23 protein-coding genes are annotated in these 22870 nt (G+C 68.0%); 9 read left to right on the forward strand and 14 right to left on the reverse strand.

The features are described 5' to 3' along the window. The first annotated feature begins 81 nt into the window (after positions 1 to 81). Positions 82 to 825, forward strand: a complete 744-nt coding sequence (locus G452_RS19120; RefSeq protein WP_022662260.1) for a DNA/RNA nuclease SfsA — start codon at positions 82 to 84, stop codon at positions 823 to 825. Here the strand turns inward: G452_RS19120 and G452_RS0110730 are convergent. Beyond that, positions 822 to 2063 carry a deoxyguanosinetriphosphate triphosphohydrolase family protein gene (locus G452_RS0110730; RefSeq protein ID WP_022662261.1) on the reverse strand — a complete coding sequence of 414 codons (1242 nt, stop codon included), beginning with the start codon at positions 2061 to 2063 and terminating at the stop codon, positions 822 to 824. The genes G452_RS19120 and G452_RS0110730 overlap by 4 nt on opposite strands. Before the next feature lie 104 nt (positions 2064 to 2167). Between G452_RS0110730 and G452_RS0110735 the strand changes: the two genes are divergently transcribed. Both G452_RS0110735 and G452_RS0110740 read left to right on the forward strand, forming a co-directional pair. Then, on the forward strand, positions 2168 to 3064 hold the full coding sequence (locus G452_RS0110735; RefSeq protein WP_022662262.1) for a DMT family transporter: 897 nt from the start codon (positions 2168 to 2170) through the stop codon (positions 3062 to 3064). Positions 3065 to 3421: 357 nt separating this feature from the next. Continuing rightward, on the forward strand, positions 3422 to 4699 hold the full coding sequence (locus tag G452_RS0110740; RefSeq protein ID WP_027189183.1) for an HD-GYP domain-containing protein: 1278 nt from the start codon (positions 3422 to 3424) through the stop codon (positions 4697 to 4699). Between the two features lie 61 nt (positions 4700 to 4760). On the opposite strand, the gene G452_RS0110745 is transcribed toward G452_RS0110740, so the two are convergent. The 13 genes from G452_RS0110745 to G452_RS0110805 form a co-directional block, all read right to left on the reverse strand. Next, the gene (locus tag G452_RS0110745; protein WP_022662264.1) at positions 4761 to 6527 is read right to left on the reverse strand and encodes a hybrid sensor histidine kinase/response regulator; all 1767 of its coding nucleotides are present in this window, start codon (positions 6525 to 6527) and stop codon (positions 4761 to 4763) included. Between the two features lie 104 nt (positions 6528 to 6631). Further along, a complete protein-coding gene (locus G452_RS20645) occupies positions 6632 to 8098 on the reverse strand; it encodes a tetratricopeptide repeat protein (protein ID WP_162141298.1) in 1467 nt (488 codons plus the stop codon). A gap of 61 nt (positions 8099 to 8159) precedes the next feature. After that, on the reverse strand, positions 8160 to 9107 hold the full coding sequence (locus G452_RS0110755) for a type II secretion system F family protein (protein ID WP_022662266.1): 948 nt from the start codon (positions 9105 to 9107) through the stop codon (positions 8160 to 8162). A gap of 10 nt (positions 9108 to 9117) precedes the next feature. After that, a complete protein-coding gene (locus G452_RS0110760; protein WP_022662267.1) occupies positions 9118 to 10119 on the reverse strand; it encodes a type II secretion system F family protein in 1002 nt (333 codons plus the stop codon). A 43-nt stretch (positions 10120 to 10162) separates the two neighbouring features. Beyond that, entirely contained in the window at positions 10163 to 11593 is a 1431-nt protein-coding gene (locus tag G452_RS19130; protein WP_022662268.1) for a CpaF family protein, read from the reverse strand. Further along, the gene (locus G452_RS19135; RefSeq protein WP_022662269.1) at positions 11590 to 12780 is read right to left on the reverse strand and encodes an AAA family ATPase; all 1191 of its coding nucleotides are present in this window, start codon (positions 12778 to 12780) and stop codon (positions 11590 to 11592) included. The genes G452_RS19130 and G452_RS19135 overlap by 4 nt, the downstream gene beginning before the upstream one ends. 51 nt (positions 12781 to 12831) lie before the next feature. Next, on the reverse strand, positions 12832 to 13023 hold the full coding sequence (locus G452_RS0110775; protein ID WP_022662270.1) for a hypothetical protein: 192 nt from the start codon (positions 13021 to 13023) through the stop codon (positions 12832 to 12834). Next, positions 13020 to 13313 carry a hypothetical protein gene (locus G452_RS19140; RefSeq protein ID WP_022662271.1) on the reverse strand — a complete coding sequence of 98 codons (294 nt, stop codon included), beginning with the start codon at positions 13311 to 13313 and terminating at the stop codon, positions 13020 to 13022. The genes G452_RS0110775 and G452_RS19140 overlap by 4 nt, the downstream gene beginning before the upstream one ends. Positions 13314 to 13345: 32 nt before the next feature. Then, a complete protein-coding gene (locus G452_RS0110785) occupies positions 13346 to 14851 on the reverse strand; it encodes a type II and III secretion system protein family protein (RefSeq protein ID WP_022662272.1) in 1506 nt (501 codons plus the stop codon). A 9-nt stretch (positions 14852 to 14860) separates the two neighbouring features. Continuing rightward, entirely contained in the window at positions 14861 to 15697 is an 837-nt protein-coding gene (gene cpaB / locus G452_RS0110790; RefSeq protein ID WP_022662273.1) for a Flp pilus assembly protein CpaB, read from the reverse strand. 16 nt (positions 15698 to 15713) lie between these two features. Further along, a complete protein-coding gene (locus G452_RS0110795; RefSeq protein WP_022662274.1) occupies positions 15714 to 16298 on the reverse strand; it encodes an A24 family peptidase in 585 nt (194 codons plus the stop codon). 126 nt (positions 16299 to 16424) lie between these two features. Beyond that, a complete protein-coding gene (locus tag G452_RS0110800; RefSeq protein WP_022662275.1) occupies positions 16425 to 16607 on the reverse strand; it encodes a Flp family type IVb pilin in 183 nt (60 codons plus the stop codon). Between the two features lie 402 nt (positions 16608 to 17009). Continuing rightward, positions 17010 to 18419: a sigma-54-dependent transcriptional regulator gene (locus G452_RS0110805; RefSeq protein ID WP_022662276.1), complete on the reverse strand. Its 1410-nt coding sequence runs from the start codon at positions 18417 to 18419 to the stop codon at positions 17010 to 17012. A 248-nt stretch (positions 18420 to 18667) separates the two neighbouring features. Between G452_RS0110805 and G452_RS19145 the strand changes: the two genes are divergently transcribed. The 6 genes from G452_RS19145 to G452_RS0110835 are packed head-to-tail and all read left to right on the forward strand — an operon-like array spanning position 18668 to position 22819. Beyond that, on the forward strand, positions 18668 to 19081 hold the full coding sequence (locus G452_RS19145; protein WP_162141299.1) for a TadE/TadG family type IV pilus assembly protein: 414 nt from the start codon (positions 18668 to 18670) through the stop codon (positions 19079 to 19081). 8 nt (positions 19082 to 19089) lie between these two features. Further along, positions 19090 to 19485: a TadE/TadG family type IV pilus assembly protein gene (locus G452_RS0110815; RefSeq protein ID WP_022662278.1), complete on the forward strand. Its 396-nt coding sequence runs from the start codon at positions 19090 to 19092 to the stop codon at positions 19483 to 19485. Continuing rightward, a complete protein-coding gene (locus tag G452_RS0110820) occupies positions 19478 to 20683 on the forward strand; it encodes a pilus assembly protein TadG-related protein (protein ID WP_040368538.1) in 1206 nt (401 codons plus the stop codon). Before G452_RS0110815 ends, G452_RS0110820 begins: the two co-directional genes overlap by 8 nt. A 35-nt stretch (positions 20684 to 20718) precedes the next feature. After that, positions 20719 to 21108 carry a TadE/TadG family type IV pilus assembly protein gene (locus G452_RS0110825; RefSeq protein WP_027189188.1) on the forward strand — a complete coding sequence of 130 codons (390 nt, stop codon included), beginning with the start codon at positions 20719 to 20721 and terminating at the stop codon, positions 21106 to 21108. After that, a complete protein-coding gene (locus tag G452_RS0110830) occupies positions 21008 to 22348 on the forward strand; it encodes a vWA domain-containing protein (RefSeq protein ID WP_081650579.1) in 1341 nt (446 codons plus the stop codon). Before G452_RS0110825 ends, G452_RS0110830 begins: the two co-directional genes overlap by 101 nt. Positions 22349 to 22357: 9 nt before the next feature. Then, positions 22358 to 22819 (forward strand): TadE/TadG family type IV pilus assembly protein, encoded by a 462-nt coding sequence (locus tag G452_RS0110835; RefSeq protein ID WP_022662281.1) that lies wholly within the window; start codon positions 22358 to 22360, stop codon positions 22817 to 22819. Positions 22820 to 22870: the final 51 nt, after the last annotated feature.

Here is a 22870-nt window from a genome sequence, read left to right on the forward strand (position 1 = left end):
GGAGCGGATGAATGCGGAATCTGATCATGTTCCCGGAGAACTGCGTGCGCGCGATTCCTGGAGCGGCGCAAGCGCTTTACCGTGGTCTGCGAGGGCCTGGACCGGCAGGTGGGCGAAACGCTGCTCGCCCACACCAACAATACGGGATCCATGCTCGGACTCTTGCGCCCCGGGGCGGAAGTGTTGCTTTCCCCGGCGCGGAATCCGGACCGCAAGCTGCGCTGGACCTGGGAATTGGTACGCCATCAAGGCTTCTGGGTCGGCATCAATACCCAGACCCCGAACCGCATGCTCCGGTTGGCCTGGGAGGCGGGCCTGCTGCCCGAAGCAGAAGGGTATGACGGTTTTCGAGCCGAGGCCAAGGTCGGAGAGAGCCGCCTGGACGGGCTTTTCGTGCGGGGGGCCGGGGGCGGCTCCGGCGTCGGCCCCGGCAGAGGCGCTCTTTCCGGAAGAAAATCGCGCAAGGCAGGACTCGAGCCGACGGACTTCGCGCCGGAAGACCAGCTCTGGGTGGAGTGCAAGAACGTGACCATGGTCGAGGACGAGGTGGCGCTCTTTCCGGACGCCGTCACCGAGCGCGGGCAAAAGCACCTGCGCGAGCTCATGGCCCTGGCGCGCACGGGCGCGCGCGTGGCGCTGTTCTTCCTCGTGCAGCGGCCCGACGGCAAGTGCTTCGGCCCGGCGGACATGATCGATCCGGCCTATGCCGAACTGCTGTACCGGGCGCTCGACGCCGGGGTCGAGGCCTGGCCCTACGAGGCCGTGGCCACGCCGCGCGGCATCGGCCTGGGGCGGCGGCTGGGGGTGACGGAGCGTTCCTTCTAGAAGCTGATGATCTCTTCAAAACTCCGCAGGGCGTAATTGTCGGTCATGCCGGAAATGAAGTCGAGCACGGTCTGGAAGCGGTCTTCGGGCAGTTCCAGGTCGTAGAGAATCCGGTTGCCGAACTTGTTCGGCGGCGCGCTTTCGCGGCCCTGGGCCGAATATTTCTCCAGCCATTCCAGGAAGACGCGAAAGAGGATGGGCCGTTTTGCGGCCTCGCGGCGCACGCGCTCCACAGGCTCGCCACGGTCGAGGAGCGCTTCCAGCTCGGCAAAGAGCGTCTCCAGCACGAGCCGGACGTATTTCTTGTACTGCTCCAGCTTGGGATGCAGGTAGATGTGCCGGTAGTTGAAGGCCTTGAGCCGTTCCATGAACTCGGCGTTCTTGGCCGAGAGCCGGATGCCCCGGTCCGGATCGGAATGGCGGCGCAGATCCTGGATGAAGAACTGGAGCAGCACCGTATTGTTGATCTCCCGCGCCTTGATCTCGCCGTAGCCACGGGCCAGTTCGTCCAGCTCGCCGCGCTGCGACGCGGTCAGGATTCCCGTGGCCAGCGCGTCCTCGATGTCCCTGCCGAGGTAGGCGATCTTGTCCGAAAGCTTGACCACGCAGCCCTCCCAGGTGAAGGGCTCGTGCTGCGCGGGCCGGTCCATGGCCTCCAGCGGCAGGGCCTCGGCGCGGGGGCGCAGGGCCGCGCTGCCCACCTCGCCGCAATGGCAGACAATGGCGTCGCGCACGCCGTAGGTCAGGTTCAGGTGCCGGTGCGTGCCGCCGGGATCCTCCAGGGTTTCCAGGTCGTCCACGAAGCGCAGGGAGTTGCGTTCATGCCAGAAGCTGGCCCCGGTGCGCTCTCCGGCCAGGGCCTTGAGCACGGATTCGCCGCTGTGGCCGAAGGGCGCGTGCCCCAGGTCGTGGCCGATGGCCGCGGCCGCGGTCAGCTCGCGGTTCAGGCCCAGGGCGTTGGCGATGGTTTCGGCCACGGACATGACGTGGGCCACGTGCTCGATGCGCGTGCAGATGTGGTCGTTCTGGGGCGCGAAGAAGACCTGGGTCTTGTGCTTCAGGCGGCGGTAGGCCGTGCAGTGCAGGATGCGGTTGTAGTCCCGGGAAAAGGGGCTGCGCAGGTCGTGGGCGCGGCGGTAGAGCTGGTCGCGTCGGCTGACGGCTTGTTCCCAGAGCGGGTTGCCGGGCGCCACGGCCACGTCCCGGAAGAGGGGACCGGAATCAGCGGCATCGGGCATGTCTTCTCCTTTGCTGGCGTTTCCTGCCTGCGGCGGGAACCGCCCCGCCGGGCCATCAAGGGTAAACCGCTTTCGCCGCGATGAAAAGTGCGGTAGTCCAGGCCATGCTGCAACTTCTTCTCGGCGCGGTGCTGATCAGCTTTTCCGCGGTCTTCGTCAAGCTGGCCCAGGTTTCCGGCGACGCCGCCGGATTCTACCGCATGTTCTTCGGCGCGCTGGGGCTTCTGGTCGCGCTGTCCGGGCGGGCCGCCCTGGGCCGTGCCCCGGAGCAGCCCAAGGGACGCGAACTGGCGCGTCTTTTGGGAGGCGGCGCGCTTTGCGGACTGTTTTTCGCCCTGGACATCGCCTGCTGGCATTCCTCGATCCACGCCCTCGGCCCCGGCCTGGCCACGATCATCGGCAATTTCCAGGCCGTGCTCGTGGCGGCGTACGCCTACGTCGTCCAGGGAGAGCGCCGGGGCCGCCGTTTCTACTTCGCCGCGCCCCTGGCCCTGGCCGGGCTCTGGCTCATGGTCGGGCCGCAGTGGGAGTCGCAGTCCCCGGCCTACCGCGCCGGGGTGGGGCTGGCCCTGGCCACGGCGGTTTTCTACACCGCCTACCTGCTCAGCCTCAAGCGGACCATGACCCCGGAGCGCGTGGGCAGGGTGGATTCCATGAGCGTGGTCTTCGTCATCTCCGTGACCACGGCCCTGTGTCTGGCCGGGCTGATGCTGCTGCGCGGCGAGAGCTTCGCGGTTCCGGCCGCGCGGGACTGGCTCGTGCTCGCGGCCTACGGCCTCTTCGGCCAGGTCTTCGGCTGGGTGCTGGTCAGCCGGGGCCTGGCCAAGGTGGGCGCGGCCATGGGCGGGCTGTTGCTCCTGCTCCAGCCCGCGCTATCCTACCTCTGGGACGTGCTCTTCTTCGCCCGGCCCGTCACCCCGCTGGAGCTGGCCGGAGCCGCGACCGCCCTGACCGCCATCTATCTGGGAGCCACGGCGCGAGGCGCGGCCAAGAGCGGATGATCCGGTCCCTGCTCGAAAATAGGCTTGTCTCTTTTTCTGCGGCAGTCGGAGCCCGCCGTGTCCGCAGCCTGCCGAAATCCATCTTTTCCGGGCCAGGTTTTTTTCCGGTCCGGACGATTCAGGGCGAAAAAGAGCGAAATTTGGTGCAAACCTGATAAAAAACAAACTGTTTCATCCATTCGATATAAAGTTTTTCCGTACTTGTCCGAGCAAGCGTCATGAACGCTTTCCTCGTTGCGGGACGCTCGGCCCAAGGCGGACTTGCGTTCCTCCCATATAGCAGGATGCGTTTGAATTTCCCGCTCGATGGGGGCAGGGTGAACAATAGGGAGAAATGACCGGATGTCGGAATACGGGATGCCTGAATACAAGGTAAGTTTGGACCAGCTTCGGCCGGGCGTGTTCATCCGCCTGGACCGCCGCAACTGGTTCAGCCACCCGTTTCTGTTCAACAGCTTCAAGATCGGCGACCAGGGACAGATCGAGGTGCTCCGCGAGCTGGGCATCGACGTGGTCACCTGCATTCCGGAAAAGAGCGACTGCCTCCCCGGTCGCGCCAAGGGCAACGGGAACGGAGCCAGAGTCGCTGTTCCGCCCGACCCGGCGCCTTCGGCCTGCGACGCGCTCAGCTCCGAGCTGGAACGGCTCTGGTGCATCAAGCGCGAACGCGCCGAGCGCCTGCGCAAGAAACGGCAGGCCATCGCCAAGTGCGAGGAGCGCTATGTGGACGCGGTTCGGCTGGCCGCGGAGCTGCGGCGCGGCGTGCTCGCCGGGGAGAATGCCAAGGGAGCCGAGGCCGAGGCCTTTGTGAGCAGGCTCGCCGAGGTCTTCCTGGGCGATCCCGAATCCACCCTGCACCTGATGAACGTGCTCACGCCCGAAGAGCAGATCTACTCGCACGAACTGAACGTGACCATCCTCTCCATGATGCTGGCGCGCGAGGGCGGGCTGAAACGGGAACGCCTGGTCCTGCTGGGCATGGCCGCCCTGCTGCACGACGTGGGCAAGGAACGCATCGACCGCAAGCTGCTCAAGAAGCGCGGCCCCCTGACCCGGCCGGAGGTCCAGCTGCTCCAGCGCCACGTGGAGCTGGGCCGCGACCTGCTCATGAAGCTGCCCGCCATGCCTCTGCGCATGGTCGAGGCCGTCTACCAGCACCACGAGATGCTCGACGGCAGCGGCTATCCCCTGGGACTCACCGCCGGGGCCATCTGCACCGAGGCCCGCCTTCTGGCCGTGGCCAACGTCTACGACAACCTCTGCAACCACCAGGATCCGGACCGCTCCCTGACCCCGTATCTTTCCCTTTCCTACATGTTCACCCAGCGGCGCGACCAGCTCGACGCCGAACTGCTCTCCCTGTTCATCCGCTGCATGGGCGTCTATCCGCCGGGCACGGTGGTCCAGCTCAGCAACGGCTCCATCGGCATGGTCATGGCCGTGAACCCGGACAACCAGCTCTGCCCCAGCCTGGTCATGTACGACCCGGAAATACCGCGCAAGGAAGCCCTGATCGTGGACCTGGCCGAAGAGCCGGAACTGAAGGTGGAGAAAAGCATCCGGCTCAGCCATCTGCCTGCGGAAATTCTGGCCTACCTCAGCCCGCGCACCCGCATCTCCTACTTCGTGGAATAATCCGCCGCGCCGTTTCGGGCGCAGGGCGCGTTTTCGTCGGGATATTGAGGCAACGAGGTCTTCAGGCGTCGGGGTCGCCGTTCGGCGGAGTTTCCAGCAGGCGGCTCACGCTCTGCACGAGCTTGTTCTTCAGGATGGGCTTCATGATCACGTCGCAGATGCCCAGGGATTGGGCGCGTTCCACGCTGATGGTGTCCGAGAAGCCCGTGCAGAGGATCACGGGCAGGCCGGGCCGGATCTTCAGCAGCTCCTGGCTCAGTTCCACCCCGGTCATGTTCGGCATGGCGTAGTCCGTGACCACGAGGTCGAAGTCTTCGGGCCGGAAGCGGAAGGCTTCCAGCGCCTCCACGCTGGAGGTGCGCGCCGTGACCTCGAAGCCGAAGCCTTCGAGCATCTCGCGGGCGATGTCCACCAGGGGCTTTTCGTCGTCCACCACGAGCACGCGGCCCTTGCCGGGCTGGAGCACGGGCAGCGCGGCCGGAGCCGGAGCGGCCTCGGCGCGGGCGCGCGGCAGGTAGACGTGGAACGTGCTTCCGCGTCCCTTTTCGCTCTCCACGCTGACCGCGCCCTCGTGGGTCTTGACGATGCCGTGGACCACGGAAAGGCCCAGGCCCGTGCCTTCGCCCGGTGCCTTGGTCGTGAAGAACGGCTCGAAGATGCGTTCCATGATTTCCGGATCCATGCCCGGACCCGTGTCGCTCACGCTGAGGTGCAGGAACCAGCGCGGATCGTGGAGTCGGGCAGGGGCGTTCTCGTCCGCGTCGGCGAGGCGGATGACCAGCTCGCCGCCGCGCTCGCCCATGGCCTGGGCCGCGTTGGCGCAGAGGTTGAGCACGATCTGGTGGAACTGGGTCGGGTCGGCCAGGGCCAGATCCTCCCGCGTCTCGAACACGGTATGGATCGCCACGCTGGAAGGAATGCTGGAGCGCAGGAGCTTCATGGCCTCCTTGATCAGCGGGATCAGCTTCAGGGGGCGGCGTTCCTGCGGTCCCTGGCGGCTGAAATTCAGGATCTGGTTGATCAGGTCGCGGGCGCGGGAGCCGGCGCGCATGATTTCGTCCACGCGGCGGCGCATGCTCTGGTCCTGGCCCGCGCCCTCGCGGATCAGCTCGGAATAGCCGAGCATCACGCCGAGGATGTTGTTGAAGTCGTGGGCGATGCCCCCGGCCAGGGTGCCCAGGGCTTCCATCTTCTGGGCCTGCCGGAGCTGTTCCTCCAGGGCCTTCTGGTGGCTGATGCGGCGCTCGACCCGCTGGGCCAGCGTCTCGTTGAGCACGCGCAGTTCCTGCTCCGTGCTCCATTTGTTGCAGAGCGAAATGGCGAGCTGGCGCAATTCCTGGGGGCGGAAGGGTTTTTGGAGGTAGAGCAGCTTGCCCGGCGGGGGAATGCGGCGGTTCAGTTCTTCCAGGCTCACGTCCGTGTAGGCCGTGACCATGACGATTTCCAGATCCGGATCGACCTGCCGGATGGCCTCGGCGGTCCAGACCCCGTCCGGCCCGCTCCGCAGGCGCACGTCCACCAGGGCCACAGCAAAGGGCGCGTCCTGGGCCAGGGCTTCCTGCACGGCGCGCACCGCGTCGCGGCCGTCTTCGCAGATGGTCAGCTCGAACCGCAGGCCGCCCGTGGGATGCGGGGCGACCCGGCCTTCGGCGGCCGCGGCCAGGGGCAAGGGGGCGCTCTCCCCCAGTTCCAGAATGTCCTGGTAGAGGGTCAGCATGCCCGCCTCGTCGTCCACGGCGAGCAGGCGATAGACGTTGGTCTCCCCGCGCAAGCTCTGTTCCCGCCTTTCTTTCGCATCGTTGTGAAAGGGCCAGAGATAGGAGTACATCGTCTCTCCGCGAAGTTCAATCGGCGTTGAAGATGTTGCCCGCGTCGCCCCGGAGGCTGGGTGGGAGGGGCCTCCGGGACGGACGCGGGCGTGGACGGGAGGGTTCAAAGAACCCGGTGGGCCGGGGGGGTGGCCTGTTCCGGGTTCTCGAACGACTTGATGAACAGCTCTTCCGTATCGGGCTGGCCCAGTGCGGACGCGGCCGAGGCGCGCTTGGCGCGTGCTTCGTCGAGGCTGGGGTAGCGCCCGGCCATGACCCGGTACCAGACGCCCTTTTCCGGCAGCTCCACGCGGGCCACGCTGATGTCGAGGCCCGAAGGCGCGAGGCGTGCGGCCTCGCCCTCGGCCACGGCGCGGGTGCGGAAGGAGGCCACGTGGAAGCCGTAGACCCTGGCCGGGGCGGACGCCTTGCCGGGTTCCGCCTGGGCACTGTCCTGGGCGGGACGCAGGCTCGCCGTGGCGGCGCGGGCCTGGCCGGAGGGAAGAGCGGGTTCAAAATGCATGGGCAGCGCGGAAACGGGTTCCTTTTCCGGATCGGCGAGCAGCGCGGGATGCGATGCGGAGCGCTCGTCCTGCGGCGCGGGGGCCGGGTCGTCGCCGGAAGCGGGCGCGGGAGCCGGTTCGGGCCGGGTGGCGGCCAGGCCGGAGGCGAGGAAGCCACGGGCCATGCGCGCCTGCTTAAGATTTTCGAACGCCTTGGCGTAGTAGCTCGGCGAGAGTTCCACGGCCTTCTCGAAGCAGGAGGCCGCGTCGTCCACCTCTCCCTGGAGCAGGAGCACGTAGCCGAGGTTGTTGTAGGCGCTGGCCTCGCCGCCCGCGTACTTGAAGGCTTCCAGCGCCTCCTGGCGGCGGCCCATGCGCGCCAGGGTCAGGCCGATGTTGTTGTAGGTCCGGTCCTTGGGCGCGCCCGCGAGCAGGGCCTTGCGAAAGGCGTCCAGGGCGGGGGCGTATTCACGGCGCATGAGCAGGGTCACGCCCAGGTTGTTCAGGGTTCCGGCCCGGTTCGGGGCCAGCTCCAGGGAGGCGTTCAGCTCCCGCAGGGAGGCGTCCAGGTCGCCTTCGCGGCTGTCGAGCACGCCGAGGAGCTGGTGCGTGCGCCAGAGCGTCGGATCGGCGGCCACGGCGCGCTCCAGGTGCTCCCGCGCTTCCTTCAGCAGTCCGGTCCGCAGGTAGACGGCTCCCGCGCCCTCGTTGGCTCCGGCGTGGTCCGGGCTGGCCGCGAGCACTTCCTGGAACTCGGTCAGGGCCGCGTCGGTCTGGTTGTCCGCGAGCAGGAGCAGTCCCTTGCGCGCCCGCAGGTCCAGGCGGCGCGGATCGTCCTGCGGCGCGCCCGCGAGTTCGAGTTCGGCCAGGGCCTTCTGGTAGTGCAGGAAGGCGGCCTCCCCGCGCCCCTCGGCGGCCAGCCGGTCGCCGATGCGTTGATGCTGTTCCGGGCTCAGGTTCGGCCCGTTCCCCTCGCCGGGAATGGCCAGGTCGGCCAGGGTGGCGGTCTCGTCCAGGCTCTTGGGCGCGCAGCCCGCGAGCAGCCCCAGGAGCAGCATTCCCATCAGCACGGTGGTCGCGGTACGCATCGCGTCCTCCTTGGTTTCATGTCCGTTTCGCATTTCTCTCCCTCCCCGCTTTGTCCGCGCCTCAGCGCATCTTGCTCAGCACGTCGACCATGCGGATGCCCGCCGGGCCCATGATGGCCACGAACAGCGCGGGCAGGATGCAGGTCACGAGGGGGATGAGCAGCTTGACCGGCAGCTTGGCGGCCTTTTCCTCGGCCCGCTGCTGACGCTTGGTGCGCAGCGCGTCCGAGTAGACCCGCAGGGTCTGGGCTACGCTGATGCCGAAAATGTCCGCCTGGATGAGCAGGGTCGCCAGGCTGTTCAGGTCGTCCAGGCCCACGCGCCGGGCCATGTCGCGCAGAGCTTCCTGCCGGGGCTTGCCCGCGCGCAGCTGGAGCGTGAGGGTCTTCAGCTCCGAGGAGATCACGGGCGCGGACGAGGCCAGCTCGCGGCTGACGCGGTACACGGCCTGGTCCAGGCCCATGCCCGCCTCCACGCAGACCACGAGCAGGTCCAGGGCGTTGGGCAGCTCCTCGGCGGCCCGTTGCTGGCGCGCGGCCACCCGGCCCCGCAGCCAGTAGTCCGGGGCCAGCAGTCCGATGGCCGCGGGCAGCGCCACGCAGACGATGGTCCAGTGCAGGGGCAGCTCGGGCAGGGCCAGCAGGCGCACGAGCAGCCCGCCGCCGGCCAGGAGCAGCGTGCCTCCGGCCTTGACGCCCTGGAAGGTCAGCGCCGCGTTGGGACCGCGCATTCCCGCTCGGACCAGGGCCAGCCGGGTCTGGTCCACCCGTTCCTCTTCCTTGGGGCCGAGCTTGCGGCCCAGGGAGGCCAGCAGTCCGGCGGCGTCGCGCAGGGGATTGGAGCGCTGGTCCGCGTCCTGGAGCGCGCCGCCGGGCCGGGCCGCGCCCAGTCTGCGGCGCAGCTCTCCGGCCCGGCCGGACCGGAGCGCGGAGAGCGCGCCCGAAGCGAGCAGGAAGACCGAGAGCGCGCCCAGGGCCACGATGACCATCGGAAGAAATTGCTGCTGCATCGTCGCCCTCCTAGACCTTGATCCGGATCATGCGCCGGATGATCAGTGAACCGAGAAGCATGCTCCCCAGCGCGCCCTGGATCAGCCGCTTGCCCACTTCCGTGGTGAAGAGCGTGGTCATGTATTCCGGGTTGAGCAGGTAGAGCACCCCGGTGACGATGAAGGGCAGGGCGATGAGGATGTAGGCGGAGATGCGGCCTTCCGCCGAGAGCACGCGCACCCGGCCCAGCAGCTTGAAGCGCTCGCGCACCAGCCCGGCGATGCCGCCGATGATCTCGGCGAGGTTGCCGCCGGTCTCGCGCTGCACGTTCACCGAGACCACGAAGAACTTGAGGTCGTCGCAGTCCACGCGGGCCAGCAGGTTGAGCATGGCCTGCTCCACGGCCACCCCGAAATTGATCTCGTCCATGGTCGTGCGGAATTCCTCGCCGATGGGATCCTCGAACTCGTCCGCCACCATGCGCAGGCCGCCGGAAAAGGTGTTGCCCGCCTTCATGGCGCGGGCCACGAGGTCCAGCGCGTCGGGAAGCTGCTCCTGGAAGCGGGCCATGCGCTTGGCCTTGCGCCGCTTGAGCCAGGCGAACGGTGCAAAGGCCGCGCCGAGGCCGAGGAGCAGGAAGAGCGGCCCGGCGGAAAGCACCAGGGAGACGTAGAGCGCGCAGACCCCGATGAGCAGGGAGAGCAGGATGTACATGCCCGGATTGCCGGGGGCCCGGCCCTGGCGGATCAGCTCGCCCACGTTGCGGGCCCAGCGGGTCCGCTCCAGCGCGCGGTTGAGCAGGGGCACCTCGCTCATGGATTCGCGCCGCACGATGTCCACGGGCTGGGCGTCGGGCAGGGCCATGGCCAGGGCGTCGAGCCGCTCGCGCACGGCGCGCCCGGAGCGGTCGGACATGCGCCGCACGAGCACGATGGCGGCCAGCGCCAGCAGGAAGACCAGCGCGCCGCCCACGGCGGCCAGGAGTTCCGGCGTGAGATGTGCCAGGACGTTTCCGGTTTCGGTGCCGTTCATGCCTTCCTCCTTGTCGCTCGCGTCCGCCGGGGCCGGAAGGCCCCTAAAACGCCGCCCCTGCCGTGAACATGTTCTGGTCCAGCCGGATGCCCTTGGCTTCCAGGGTCTTGGAAAACGCGGGACGGATGCCAGCGGCGCGGAACCCGCCCTGGACCTTGCCGTCCGGCCCCACGCCGGTCTGGGTGTAGTTGAAGATGTCCTGGATGGTGATCATGTCCCCTTCCATGCCCGTGATTTCCGTGAAATGCGTGACCTTGCGGCTGCCGTCCATGAGCCGCGAGGCCTGGATGATCACGTCCACCGCCGAGGAGATGTAGCGGCGCAGGGAAACGTCCGCGATCTTCAGCCCGGCCATGGAGACCATGGTTTCCAGGCGCATCAGGCAGTCGCGCGGGGTGTTGGCGTGGATGGTGGTCAGGGAGCCGTCGTGGCCCGTGTTCATGGCCTGGAGCATGTCCAGGGCCTCGGCAGAGCGGACCTCGCCCACGATGATCCTGTCCGGGCGCATGCGCAGGCAGTTCTTGACCAGCTCGCGCTGGCTGACCTCGCCCCGGCCCTCGATGTTGGCGGGCCGCGTTTCCAGCCGGACCACGTGGTCCTGCTTGAGTTGCAGCTCGGCCGCGTCCTCGATGGTCACGATGCGCTCGTCCTCGGGGATGAACCGCGAGAGGCAGTTCAGCAGGGTGGTCTTGCCCGAGCCCGTGCCGCCGGAGATGATCACGTTCAGCCGGGCGCGCACCGCGCCTTCCATGAGCGTGGCGATCTGCGGGGTCAGGGAGCCGAAGGCGATCAGGTCGCCGACCTCGAGGGGATCCTTGGAAAACTTGCGGATGGACAGGGACGGACCGTCGATGGCCAGGGGGGGGATGATGGCGTTGACGCGGGAGCCGTCCTCCAGGCGGGCGTCCACCATGGGCGAGGATTCGTCGATGCGTCGGCCCACGCGGGAAACGATGCGGTCGATGATCTTCTTCAGGTGGGCGTTGTCCTTGAACCTTGCGCGCGTGCGCTGGAGCTTGCCGCCGCGCTCCACGTAGATCATCCGGTAGGAGTTGACCAGGATGTCGTTGACCGTGGGATCCTTGATGAACGGTTCCAGCGGCCCCAGGCCCAGCACCTCGTCCTGGATCTCGGTGATCAGCAGTTCGCGCTCGGCCCGGTTCAGGGGTGCGTTCTTGAAGTCCTCGCCGAGCACGCTCTGGGAAAGGCGGCTGACTTCGGCCCGGACCTCGGCGCTGGAAAGGCTTTCCAGCAGGGAAAGGTCGAGCACGTCGATGAGCCGCGAGTGCAGCTGGGTCTTGATCTCGTAATACTGGTCGGACTGGCCGTCCGCGTCGGCCTCGCGCAGGGCCTCGGCCATGCGCCGGGCCGGGGTGGGCCGTGCGGCCGGGGCGGGTGCGCCCGCGCCTTCCTGGGGGCGGGGCCTGGGCTGTCCTTGCAGCAGGCTGCGGCTGAGTCGGGCGGCCAGGCTCATGACGCCTCCAGCCCGGCGGAGAGCGCGTGGGCGTCGCGCTGCTTGCGCCGCAGAAATCCGAAGAGCGGCTTGCCCGCTCCGGAAGCGGTCCGGGCTTCGCGTCCGGAAATGTTCCGGGCCAGGCGGTCCACGGCGCGGGAAAGGGGCGACTTGGGCGCGGCCTCGGCCAGGGAGCGGCCCTGGTTCATGGCCGAGAGCACGGCGCGGTAGTCTTCGGGCAGGGAGGCGTGGATGCGCTTCTGGAGGATTTCTTCCATGTCCTGCGCGCCGATGTCGCCGTCCTTGAGCTGCCGGGAGGCCACGATGCGGATCTTGTCCTCCTGGCCGCCGCTGCGCCGCAGCCCCTCGAGCACGCGCTTGGCGTGGGCCAGGCAGGGCAGGCTCGGATTCATGACCAGCAGAACCTGGTCCGAGGCGTCCACGTCGCGCAGGCCGTAGCCCTCCAGGCCCGCCTCGCCGTCCACCACGATCTGGTCGAAATTCCTGCGCAGCTCGGAAATGATCCGGAACACGGTTTCGCCGAGGTCCGCGCCGGGCAGGGCGTCGCCGGGGGAGGCCAGCACGGCCAGCCCGGAGGAATGGCGGGCCAGCAGGCTTTCGAGGTAGGTGGCGTCCAGGCGGTCGAGATTTTCGGCGGCCTCGCCCCAGGTGTAGGCGTATTCGAGGTCGAGGAAGAGCGGGGTTTCGCCCAGGGGCCGCCGCAGGTCCAGGAGCGCGGTGCGCTCGCCCCGCGCCTGGAGCGCGCAGGCCAGGTTTACGGCCAGGGTGGTGGCCCCGGTTCCGGCCTTGGCTCCGGCCACGAGCGTGACCTTGCCGCTGGCCGGGGCCGAGCCGCTTTCCGGACCGCGCCGCCGCTCGGCGAACCGGGCCAGGGCGCGTCCCAGCTCCTTGGGCGGCACAGGCAGGGGCAGAAATTCATGGATGCCCGCGCGCATGGCCTGGATCAGGAATTCCGGCGAGGGCTCGGCGCAGGTCAGGAAGACCTCGCCCCGCGTCTGCGAGGCCAGGGCGCGGCTGAGGCGCGGAAAGTCCTGCTCGGTGCGCGGGTCCACCTCGTAGACGAGAATGTCCGAAGGCTCGCCCCGTGCCTGGAGGCTGACTCCCTTTGCGGCGCGGATGGTCTTTTCCAGCCCCTGGCGCGCGGTCTCGTCGCGGACCGCGAGCGCGATGCGGATTTCGTCGTGCATGGTTCCCCCCCGAAGTGATTCTCGTTTTCCGCCCTTGCTGGTCCCACCCGGCTAGGCGTTCGTTTCCATGGTCAGCCCTGTTTCCAGCGCTCCCAGCTCCCCGGCCAGGCTTGATGTGCGGCCCCGCGCGGGCGAGGGTTGCAGGCTGCCGAAGACGACCAGCGCCAGGATGAAGAGCATGATCAGCAGTTCCAGGCCGTGGCTTTCTTCCCGCTTTCTCTCGTGGATGACTTCCGCGTTCACTTCTTTCCTCCCACGTTGAAGAGGCTCTGGAGGTTCACCGCCTTGACCTCGCGAGCCGGTTGGGGCGCTTCCTGGTAGTTCTTCATGGCCGTGGCGGCCCACTTGCCGTCCAGCCCCTCCACCGGGGCGTCGCCGCCCGCCAGGGGGTCCAGGGTCTGCGCGGCCAGGGCCGTGCGCGTGGAGTCGCCGAACCCGACTCCGGACCGGTGTTCCGAGGCGCAGCCCGCGAGCAGGGGCGCGGCGGCCAGGATCGCCGCGAGAACGGCGAGGAGTGCGGTGCGGATATTCATGCTGATTCTCCTTGTTCCTGCGTGGCCTCGCCTCAGTTGGGCATGGAGTGTCCGAACTCGCCGTCGAATCCGGTGCTCTCGTCCGGCACGGGCGGGGCCGCGCGCTGCGCGCCGCTGTCGGCGGAGAGGCCGTCCGTCATGCCGAAGAGGAAGAATTCCATCTCGCTGGGATCGTTGAAGCCGTCCGTGGGCAGGCTCTGGGAGGCCCTGTCCAGGGGCTTGGCCAGGTGCGGCGTGACCAGGATGACCAGCTCGCTCTGTTCCTTGAGATAGTCGCTGGAGCGGAAGAGCATGCCGAGCACGGGCAGTTCGCCCAGGCCGGGCACCTTGTGCACGTTCTCGCGCAGGTTGTCCTTGAGCAGTCCGGCCACGGCAAAGGTCTGGCCGTCGGCCAGCTCGATGGTGGTGGAGGCGCGGCGCGTGGTCAGGGCGGGCACGTTGATGGATTCGATGGTCACGCCGTGGTCCGGGTCCAGCTCCGAGACTTCCGGGCTGACCACGAGGTTGATCTTGCCGTTGCCGAGCACCGTGGGCGTGAACTCCAGCCAGACGCCGAAAGGCTTGTATTCGATGGCCAGGGTGCCCAGGCCCGAGGGCACGGGCACGGGAATCTCGCCGCCCGCGAGGAAGTTGGCGGTTTCCCCGCTCAGGCAGACCAGATTCGGCTCGGCCAGGATCTTGGCCAGGCCGTTGGTCTTCAGGGCGTCCAGGAAGAGGTCGAACCCGGTGGTTCCGGCGATGGACCCGGAAATCCAGCCGGAGACGTTTTCGCCGAAGGTGGTCACGCCGTTGCTCAGACCCGTGAGGTTGTTCAGCAGGCTGTAGGTCACGTTCTTGCCGTCGGTGAAATGAAAGTTGAAGCCGAGCCGCCGGGTCACGGAGCGGTTCATCTCCGCGATGCGGACTTCGAGCATGACCTGATGCACGCCGCCCACCTGGAGCAGGTTGACGACCTTTTCCGGGGCGTAGTTCTCGGCCAGGGCCAGGGCCGTGGAAAGATTCGCCGTGCTGGAGACCGTGCCCGAAAGGGTCACGCTCCCGCCCGTGGGCATGACCTGGATGTCGGGCTCGCCCGGCAGCACCTGATGGAGCATGCGCTTGATCTCGGTCACGTCAGCGGTCACGGCCAGGTCGTAGACGCGCATGATCCGGTCGCCCGCGCCCCAGAGGGTCAGGGTGGTCGTGCCCGGCGTCTTGCCGGAAATGTAGACCTGGCGGGGGGAGACCACGATCACGTCGGCCTGTTCCGGCGCGGCCAGGGAGACGCGGGTCACGTCCGCTTCCGGACGCAGGATCACGGACTTGCCCGTGTGCAGCTCCAGGGACATGGGCCGTTCCATCACGGCCGCGCCCGTTTCCGCCGGAGCGGCGAAGGCGCTGGCCGTCCAGACGGGAACCGAGCAAAGGGCCAGCAGCGCCAGCATGGCCAGCAGGGCCGAGACGGGCAGCAGGGCCAGGAGCGGCGCGGCGCCGGAAAGACCGGAAGCGGCGCGGCCGCTTGGCTTGGGCAGGGATATGCGTGCGGCGGAAGATGGCATGGAGGCCTCCTAGAAGCTCACCTTGGAGCGTTCGCCGCCGGAGATGATCTCCACGCTGCGCGCGGCGGGCGCGGCGGCGCGCCGGGTCTTGGCGGTCGGTCTCTGGGCCGGGCGCAGCGCGGCCAGCGCCTTGTCCACGTCCACCCCCTCGGTGAGCACCGAGGCGTCGTCCGTCTCGTTGCGCAGGGCGAAGTGCAGGGAGCCCTGGCTCGCGGCGAGGGCCAGGCGTTCGCTTTCCTCCGGGCTCACTTCCAGGGTGTAGGTGTCCACGGAAGAGGGCTCGCCGCCTTCGGGCGGAGCCTCGAATTCCACGCCCGTGGCCAGCACGAGCACGTTTTCGAGCACGAGCTTGGTCGTGGGCTGGCTGGCGCGTTCCCCGGCCATGAGCGTCGCCAGCACGTCCACCCTGTCGCCGGGACGGACGAATCCGGCCAGGCCCATGACCTGGTTGCCCTTGACGGCCATGGCCCGGTGTCCGGGAGCGATCATGGCGCTGACTCCGCCGGTGCGCACGTCCTTGGGCGCGAGGCGCAGTTCGGTCACGGGGTCGTTGGCGGCCAGGGGCGAGGAGAGCACGCGGCCCTCCAACTCGGCCTTTTCCGTGAAGGACTTGGCCGGAAGGCTCTGGGGCAGGAAGGGGGCGGTGGTCAGCGACTCGGCCGTGAGCTTGGTGCCGCGCGGCAGGTCGCGGGCCGCCACGACCACGTCCACGGTCCGGGGCCTCGCGGCCTGGACCTCGTTTCGGGGCGCGGCCTCGCGCATCCAGTTGTAGAGCAGCAGTCCGGTGACTCCGGCCAGCACCAGGGCCAGCGCGATCTGGAGCAGGGTCTTGGCGGCGCGGCTCATCATGGTTCCCCTTTGCCTAGAAGGATCCGGCCACAAGGCCGGTCAGGTGTTGGATCTGCCCGGTGGCGCGGAGCATGGCCGCTCCGGTTCCGGCGGCGATGGCCAGCCCGTAGCAGAGCCGGGGCAGGGTCTCGCCGCCGCGCACAGGGGCGTATTCGGCCTTGCGGCTGGCCAGCAGCAGCCAGAGCGCGGCCCAGAAATTTCGCAGGATGCGGCCGAGCATGGGCCGGTGGCGCAGGAGCAGCACGGCCAGGGCGTAGACCCCGCCGGCAAGGCTCGAATACAGGAAGGCGTCCACCGTCACCTGCCAGCCGAGACAGGCGCCCACGGCGGCCAGGAGCTTCACGTCGCCGCCGCCCATGACCCCGAAGAGGTAGGGCGGGAGCATCAGCGCGAGACCGACGCCCATGCCCGCCAGGGCGAAGAGCACGCCGCCCGCGCCGCTTTGCGGCCCGAAGACGAAGCCGCCGAGGCCGTGGAAGAGAATCCCGAAAAGGGCGGTGCTCAGGGTCAGGCTGTTGGGAATGCGCTGCTCGCGAAGGTCCGTGAACACGGCCAGGCCGAGCGAGGCCAGAAGAAATACGGCGATGTATGGATGCATGGTCCCCCCGGAAGTCGGATTGGCGCGCCGGTCCCCGGCTCCCATCCTCCCCAGGAGGAGCGAGGCAAGGGCCCGCCCGAGTGCGGGTCGGACGGGCCCTTCCGGTGCTTGCTTTCTCGCGTCGGCCTAGCTGGAGCTGCCGGCTCCGGCCATGTCGTCCGCAACGCCCTGGAAGGTGTCGCGCACGCTGGTGCCCAGGGCGGTGACCGCGCCCACGATGAAGGCCGCGATCAGGGCGGCGATCAGGCCATACTCAAGGGCGGTGGCGCCCTGCTCGTCCTTCACCAGGTTCATGATACGGTTCAACATGGTTCTCTCCTCCAAGTTTTGATTTCTTTTCGCGTTGGCGAAATGCTCATCAGTCTTGCCTCTCCTTGAGCAACCCGCGTGCCAAAGCCGAGCGGACAAGGAGAGATTTTCATTAATGATAGTGATGACAGGGCCTTGGAGATGCCGATGCATTGCTTCGGCCTTTTTGAGAGACGCGGCTGCGCTCCTGCGCAATCCACGATTCGTGGGGCGGGCTGGTTTGTGATTGGCCGGGAAAGCTGTTTTGGGTGTGATGTCAGTAGGATACGTCGATCCACAAAAAATGGATCGCATTCAGGGGCCGGGTCGGCTGGGGGGGCATGGACGCGAACGCGCGCGGCCGCCTGCGCGGGGCTGGATGCCCCGTGGCGCGGATGTCCTTCTCAGGCAAGGTGTTGGGGGCTAGTCGTCGAGGCTGGCCGGATCGATGCCGTGCTTCTGGAGCTTGTTCCAGAGGTTCTTGGGCGTGACGCCCAGGCGCTTGGCCGCTTCGGTCTGCACCCCGCCGGAGTGGCGCAGGGCGCTGACGATCAGGTCGCGTTCGTATTCGAGCAGCGCGTCCTTGAGCTGCACCGATCCTTCGGGCGGGACGCCGATGGGCGGGCTTTCGGCCTGGGCCGCGGCAGCCGCGTCCGCAGGGGAGCGCTGCAAGGCCATGTTCACGTCCTCGTCCGTGATCACCCCGCCCCGGCAGAAGATGGCGGCCCGTTCCAGGGTATTGGCCAGCTGGCGCACGTTGCCGGGCCAGTGGTAGCCGAACATGATCCGGGTTCCGCTTTTGGAGACACCGCGGATGTCCGTGCCCAGCTTGCGGTTGATGCCGGCGAGGAAGTGCTCGCAGAGCAGGGGGATGTCCTCCATGCGCTCGCGCAGGGCGGGCAGGGGGATGGCGGCCACGTTCAGGCGGTAGAAGAGATCGGAGCGGAACTGCTTTTCCTGCACGCGTTCGGCCAGATCCTGGTTGGTGGCGGCGATGATGCGCACGTCGAAGGACACGGGCTTGGCTCCGCCCAGCCGCTCGACCTGCTTCTGCTCCACGGCGCGCAGGAGCTTGGGTTGCAGATGCAGGGGCATGTCCCCGATTTCGTCCAGCAGGATGGTGCCGCCCTGAGCCAGCTCGAACTTGCCCTTCTTGGCCGCGGCCGCGCCGGTGAACGCGCCCTTCTCGTGGCCGAAGAGCTCGGATTCGAGCAGGTTTTCCGGAATGGCCGCGCAGTTGAGCTTGATGAACGGCCCGGCGGCGCGCTCGGAAAGGGCGTGGATCGTGTCCGAGATCAGCTCCTTGCCCGTGCCGGTTTCCCCGGTCACGAGCACGTTGGCGTCCAGCGGCGCGACCCGTTCGATGAGTTCCACCACGCGGCGCATGGCCGCGCTCTGGCCGATGATCCGTTCGGAAGGGCCTCGGCTGCCGAGGGAGCGGCGCAGTTCCTGGACTTCATGCTGGAGGCGGCGCTTTTCCAGGGCGCGGCGGATGACCACTTCCATCTCGCCCAGGCTGAAGGGCTTGGTGAAATAGTCGTAGGCTCCGTGCTGGAGCGCCTCCACGGCGCAGTCGCGCGAGGCGTGGGCGGTCATGATGATGATGTCCACGAGCGGGTCGGCGCGGTGCAGGTGTTCCAGGGCCTCGATGCCGTCCATGCCGGGCAGGCGCACGTCGTGCAGGACGATGTCGAACCCGCCCTCGGCCACGAACCGGATGCCGGTCTCGGCGTCGCCCGCCTCGCCCACCTCCCAGCCCCTGGCTTCCAGGGCCTCGCGCAGCATGCCCCGAAACGCGGCGTCGTCGTCCACTACGAGAATTCGTTCCGCCATGTGTCCCCTCGTGTCTCCATCCTATACTAATCGATCAGAACAATCCACGTTTTGTGGATCAGCGGTCTTCATCAATAGCCGGCGCGGATTCGGCCCGGTGTCGGAGAAATATGAATACTGCTTCGTTTCAGCAGGTTGCGCTTCGAAGAGACAGGGCGACCCCCGCTGGCATGGCTGTTGCTATCTACTAAATGCACGAGGGGTGCGGCGCAAACGCCGCCCGAACGGAACAACCGAGAGGAATGAAGATGCGGAACCTGAACAGAGGCGGACGAAGCCGCGAAAAGAACAAGAGCCAGCGCGGCGCCGCAGCGGTGGAAGCGGGATTTCTGCTTCCCCTGGTTCTCTTCGTCATGCTGGGCCTGATGGATCTCGGGCGCTATCTCTGGGTGCAGGACGTGGTCCGCGAGGCCGCATCGCAGGGATTGCGCATGGCCGTGCTGCACGAGCCGGACGAGGCCGCCGTCGAAGACGCGGCCATCCGCGAGGTCCGCAAGGGCGGCCTGCGCCTGGACCCGTCCGTGGCCGTGGGGCCGCGCCAGCCCGGCAATTTCACCAATGTCCAAGTCAGCGTTCCTTTCTCTTTTCTCTTTCTTCCCGACCTTGGCGAAACCGACTCCTGGGCCGTCAGCGCTTCGGCCGAGGGCATTTGCGAGCGATAGGAGGGAAGATGCGCAGAGAACGATTTGCGGACAAGGCTCCCCAGCGGGGCATGGTCACATTGGAAGTGGCCGTCATGTTGTGCTTTTTCCTTTTGCCGTTCGTCTTCGGCGTGATCGACGCTTCGCGCTACCTCGCCGTGGGCGGGGCCGTGACCCGCGCGGCGCGCGAGGGAGCTGTCTGGGCCGCGCGCGGGCGCGATCCGAGCGAGGCCGTGTTCGCCTCGCTGCGTTCCGCAGGTTTGGACGAATCCCGGGCCAGCGTGACCTTCGTGGGGCAGGACGAGGAATCCGGCGGGCACGTCCGCGTGCAGGTGGGGTTCGACCTTTCCGGCTACACCGCGCTGCCCTGGGACAGCGTGCTGCCCTCCCTGGCCGAGGCTTCCGTGGAGGTGCGCCATGAGTAGCGGATATCGGCGCATCCGGACCCGGCTCTCCCGGCTTCCCGCGGACGAAGGCGGCGTGGTCAGCATGCTCTACGGCCTGCTCGTGGTCGTGCTCTTCGGGTTCGCCGCCTTTGCCGTGGACACCTCCTACATGCATCTCAAGCGGACCCGGCTGCAAAACGCGGCGGACGCCGCTGTTCTTGCCGGGGCTTCGGGCCTGCTGGCCTACGGCGACGACCTGGACCTGGTCCGGGCGGACATGCTCGACTACGCCCGCGCCAACCTCGCCGCGTCCGACGATCCTGAGAACGCGGTGCGCGAGAGCGACGTGATTTTTTTGCGGGACGGCGTGCCCGACACGGAGCATCCCAACCAGGTGGAAATCACCATCCGGCGCGCTTTGGATCGCGGCAACGCGCTGGCCCTGAATTTCGGCCCGGTGATCGGGGTGGACAGCGCGGACCTGTCGGCCACGGCACGGGCCGGGCTGGCCGGAGCCTGCGGCAGCAAGTGCGCGAAGCCCTTCATCGTGCCCGCCAAGTTCGAGTGGGACGACTATGCGGATGATGACCCCAAGGTGCGCGGCAACGGCAGCCTCGACGTGGGCAGCGCCGCCGAGATGGCCTCCGTCGTGACCCTGGGCTGGGCCGATGCGGACAAGGGCGCGCGGATTCTGCTCAAGCCGGGCGATCCGGCGGACGCCGTGGTTCCAGGCCAATACAATCTCATCGACCTGCCGCCCGTCAACAAGGGAGTGCCCGTGCCCGGCGGGGCCATGCTCCGGGAGAACATCCTGGGCTGCGACGGAAGCAATTCCGAGGCCGTGGTCGAGCCGGGCGACGAGGTCCAGCTCGAACCGGGAAACACGACCGGCCCGGTCAAGCAGGGCATCCGGGAACTCATCGGCCTGGACGCGAACGCGTATTGGGACGACGCCACGCAGTCGGTCAAGGGCAGCGAGCACGCCGACCCCATGGCCAGCCCTCGTGTGGCCGTGGTGGCCTTCTACGATCCTCGTTTCCCGCCGGTTTCCGGACGGGTCACGCAGCGCGTCTTCCAGGTCGGCGCGGTGTTCATCGAGAACATCGACGGGCAGGGCACGGTGACGGCCCGGTTTATGGAAGCGTTGGCCCGTTCCCCCGAACAGGGGGACGGAGCATGCGGCGATTATTTTCTATTCCTGCCCCGGCTGCTGCTGGATTCCGGCAGGAGCGGATGAACCCGGCGAACGGACGGCGCGGCGGAGGAACGAACATGGCATCTGGAAACGGAGAACGCGGCCTGGCCGCGATGGAACTGGCCCTGGCCCTGCCCCTGATCCTGGCGCTGCTGCTGATGCTGGTGGAGGGCGCGGGAGCCATGCACACCTATTCGGTGATCAGCGACGCGAGCCGGGAGGGCGCGCGGCTTGTGCTCCGGGCCGGGGACACGTCGGGAGTGGGCGCGCTGGTGGACAGCGTGGCCGCGCAATTGCCCGGAGACGACCTGCAAACCACAGTGGTCTTGGACGGCGGGGGGCAGTCCGTGACCGTCGAGGTATCCTATGCATACGAACCTTTCTTCGGCGTCGGCAGCGGCCTTCTCGGCCTGCTCTGGGACGTCGCCCCGATCCTGCGCGCCCGCACGACCATGCCGCTGCCGTAGGGCGCGCGGCCAGTCCGGCGCGGTCAACATCGTGCTGGCCGTGCTCATTCCCGTGCTGCTCGGCGCGGTGGGGCTGGCCGTGGACGCCGGTAACCTGTACGTCGCCCACTCGCGCCTCCAGAACGCGGTGGACGCCGCGGCCCTGGCCGGTGCGCTGGAGCTGCCCTACGATCCGGACGTGGACAAGGGCATCGTTCAGGGTGCGGCTTCGTCCATGCTCGTAAAGAACTATGAGGACGCGGCCATCCTTTCCCTGGCTCCCGGCGGCGAGGTCCGCAGCGTCTGCGTGCGGGCCGGGGCCGAGGTTCCGACCCTGCTCATGGGGGCGCTGGGCATCGGCTCCAGCCATATCGAGGCCCAGGCCTGCGCGGGGTTCAACCATCTCGAGGTGGTCTTCGCCATCGACAATTCCGGCTCCATGAAGGGCGCGCCCCTGGAGCAGACGCGCATGGCCTGCAACGACCTCGTGGACCTGATCCTGCCGGACAACGCCTCCCCGGACACGCGGGTGGGACTGGTGCCCTTCCGGGGCAAGGTCCGCATCCCGGCCGGGGTGGACGGGCTGCCCGCGGGCTGCCGCAACGCGGACGGCTCCCTGAACGAGGGCCTGCGCGAGGAGTTCATGCCGCTCTACTGGGCGCTGCCGTACTACACCCGGCGCAACGTCAGCCTGGAGACGTGCGACTCCATCCCCGTGACCCACGCCCTGACCTCGGACAAGGGCTCCATCCTCTCGGCCATCGGCGAAATGGACGGCTACGGGGACGCGTCGGGAACGGTCATTTCCGAAGGCGTCAAGTGGGGCCGCGAGGTGCTCACGCCGGAGGCCCCCTTCACCGAGGGCAAGGACGAGGAGCGCATCCGCAAGATCCTGATCCTGCTCACGGACGGGGACACCGAGGACGGCGAGTGCGGCGGTCCGTACAGCATCGGCTACCGGCCCAACAACTACTGGACCAACGCCTATTACGGCATGGGCGAGACGGACTGCCACTGCGAGGACGGCGGAGGGCTGAACAGGGCCATGCTCGACGAGGCCCGAAAGGCCAAGGACGCGGGCGTGGAGATCTTCACGATCCGGTTCGGCTCTTCCGACGCCGAGGACGTGCGGCTCATGAAGGAGATCGCGTCCAGCAAGCCGGGCACCGACGATCACTATTTCGATGCGCCCTCGGCCTACGACATCGGCGACGTCTTCAAGCAGATCGGCAGGCAGCTCGGCTGGCGGCTGCTCAACTAGGAGGAAGCCATGCGAGGCGGAAACGGAACGACGCGCGGCATGACGGCGGTGGAATTCGCCATGATCTTTCCGCTGCTGGTGGTGCTCGTGCTGGGCCTGCTGGAGGCGGGCAACATGCTCTCGGACTGGCTCACGGTGCGCAAGGCCGCCGAGGCCGGGGCGCGCTTCGCCTCCACGGGGCAGGGCGACGAGGAGGGCCTGCGCCTGGCCCTCATCCGCGCGGAGGTCGGGCGGGTCATGTCCCGGCTGCCGGGCGGCGCGGACGAGGTGCAGGTGGTCAGCTGGCCGACCACGGCGGCGAGCGGGGCCGGCACGGAAAACGACGCGGGCTGCCCCTGCGGCCTGGTGGAGGTCCGCGTGGACTACGCCTATCGGCCGCTGACGCCGTTCCTGGAGGGCGTGATCGGGGAGACGCTGCTGCTGACCGGAACGGACCGCAAGGTCAACGAACCCTGGCAACGCTGCGAGTGACAAGAACCTCTCTTCTCGTCTAGGCAAGACGTTCGAAACCGGGTATACGCA

This window comes from Paucidesulfovibrio longus DSM 6739 (genome assembly GCF_000420485.1).
GTDB lineage: Bacteria > Desulfobacterota > Desulfovibrionia > Desulfovibrionales > Desulfovibrionaceae > Paucidesulfovibrio > Paucidesulfovibrio longus.

Coding starts and splice junctions, on each gene's coding strand:
- G452_RS0110800 (WP_022662275.1), bottom strand. CDS start 16,607: ATGTTGAACCGTATCATGAACCTGGTGAAGGACGAGCAGGGCGCCACC.
- G452_RS20645 (WP_162141298.1), bottom strand. CDS start 8,098: ATGCGTACCGCGACCACCGTGCTGATGGGAATGCTGCTCCTGGGGCTG.
- G452_RS0110760 (WP_022662267.1), bottom strand. CDS start 10,119: ATGAACGGCACCGAAACCGGAAACGTCCTGGCACATCTCACGCCGGAA.
- G452_RS0110805 (WP_022662276.1), bottom strand. CDS start 18,419: ATGGCGGAACGAATTCTCGTAGTGGACGACGACGCCGCGTTTCGGGGC.
- G452_RS0110755 (WP_022662266.1), bottom strand. CDS start 9,107: ATGCAGCAGCAATTTCTTCCGATGGTCATCGTGGCCCTGGGCGCGCTC.
- G452_RS0110795 (WP_022662274.1), bottom strand. CDS start 16,298: ATGCATCCATACATCGCCGTATTTCTTCTGGCCTCGCTCGGCCTGGCC.
- G452_RS19145 (WP_162141299.1), top strand. CDS start 18,668: ATGCGGAACCTGAACAGAGGCGGACGAAGCCGCGAAAAGAACAAGAGC.
- G452_RS0110825 (WP_027189188.1), top strand. CDS start 20,719: ATGGCATCTGGAAACGGAGAACGCGGCCTGGCCGCGATGGAACTGGCC.
- G452_RS0110785 (WP_022662272.1), bottom strand. CDS start 14,851: ATGCCATCTTCCGCCGCACGCATATCCCTGCCCAAGCCAAGCGGCCGC.
- G452_RS0110830 (WP_081650579.1), top strand. CDS start 21,008: ATGCATACGAACCTTTCTTCGGCGTCGGCAGCGGCCTTCTCGGCCTGC.
- G452_RS0110820 (WP_040368538.1), top strand. CDS start 19,478: ATGAGTAGCGGATATCGGCGCATCCGGACCCGGCTCTCCCGGCTTCCC.
- G452_RS19130 (WP_022662268.1), bottom strand. CDS start 11,593: ATGAGCCTGGCCGCCCGACTCAGCCGCAGCCTGCTGCAAGGACAGCCC.
- G452_RS0110730 (WP_022662261.1), bottom strand. CDS start 2,063: ATGCCCGATGCCGCTGATTCCGGTCCCCTCTTCCGGGACGTGGCCGTG.
- G452_RS0110835 (WP_022662281.1), top strand. CDS start 22,358: ATGCGAGGCGGAAACGGAACGACGCGCGGCATGACGGCGGTGGAATTC.
- G452_RS19135 (WP_022662269.1), bottom strand. CDS start 12,780: ATGCACGACGAAATCCGCATCGCGCTCGCGGTCCGCGACGAGACCGCG.
- G452_RS0110735 (WP_022662262.1), top strand. CDS start 2,168: ATGCTGCAACTTCTTCTCGGCGCGGTGCTGATCAGCTTTTCCGCGGTC.
- G452_RS19140 (WP_022662271.1), bottom strand. CDS start 13,313: ATGAATATCCGCACCGCACTCCTCGCCGTTCTCGCGGCGATCCTGGCC.
- G452_RS0110740 (WP_027189183.1), top strand. CDS start 3,422: ATGCCTGAATACAAGGTAAGTTTGGACCAGCTTCGGCCGGGCGTGTTC.
- cpaB (WP_022662273.1), bottom strand. CDS start 15,697: ATGAGCCGCGCCGCCAAGACCCTGCTCCAGATCGCGCTGGCCCTGGTG.
- G452_RS0110745 (WP_022662264.1), bottom strand. CDS start 6,527: ATGTACTCCTATCTCTGGCCCTTTCACAACGATGCGAAAGAAAGGCGG.
- G452_RS0110815 (WP_022662278.1), top strand. CDS start 19,090: ATGCGCAGAGAACGATTTGCGGACAAGGCTCCCCAGCGGGGCATGGTC.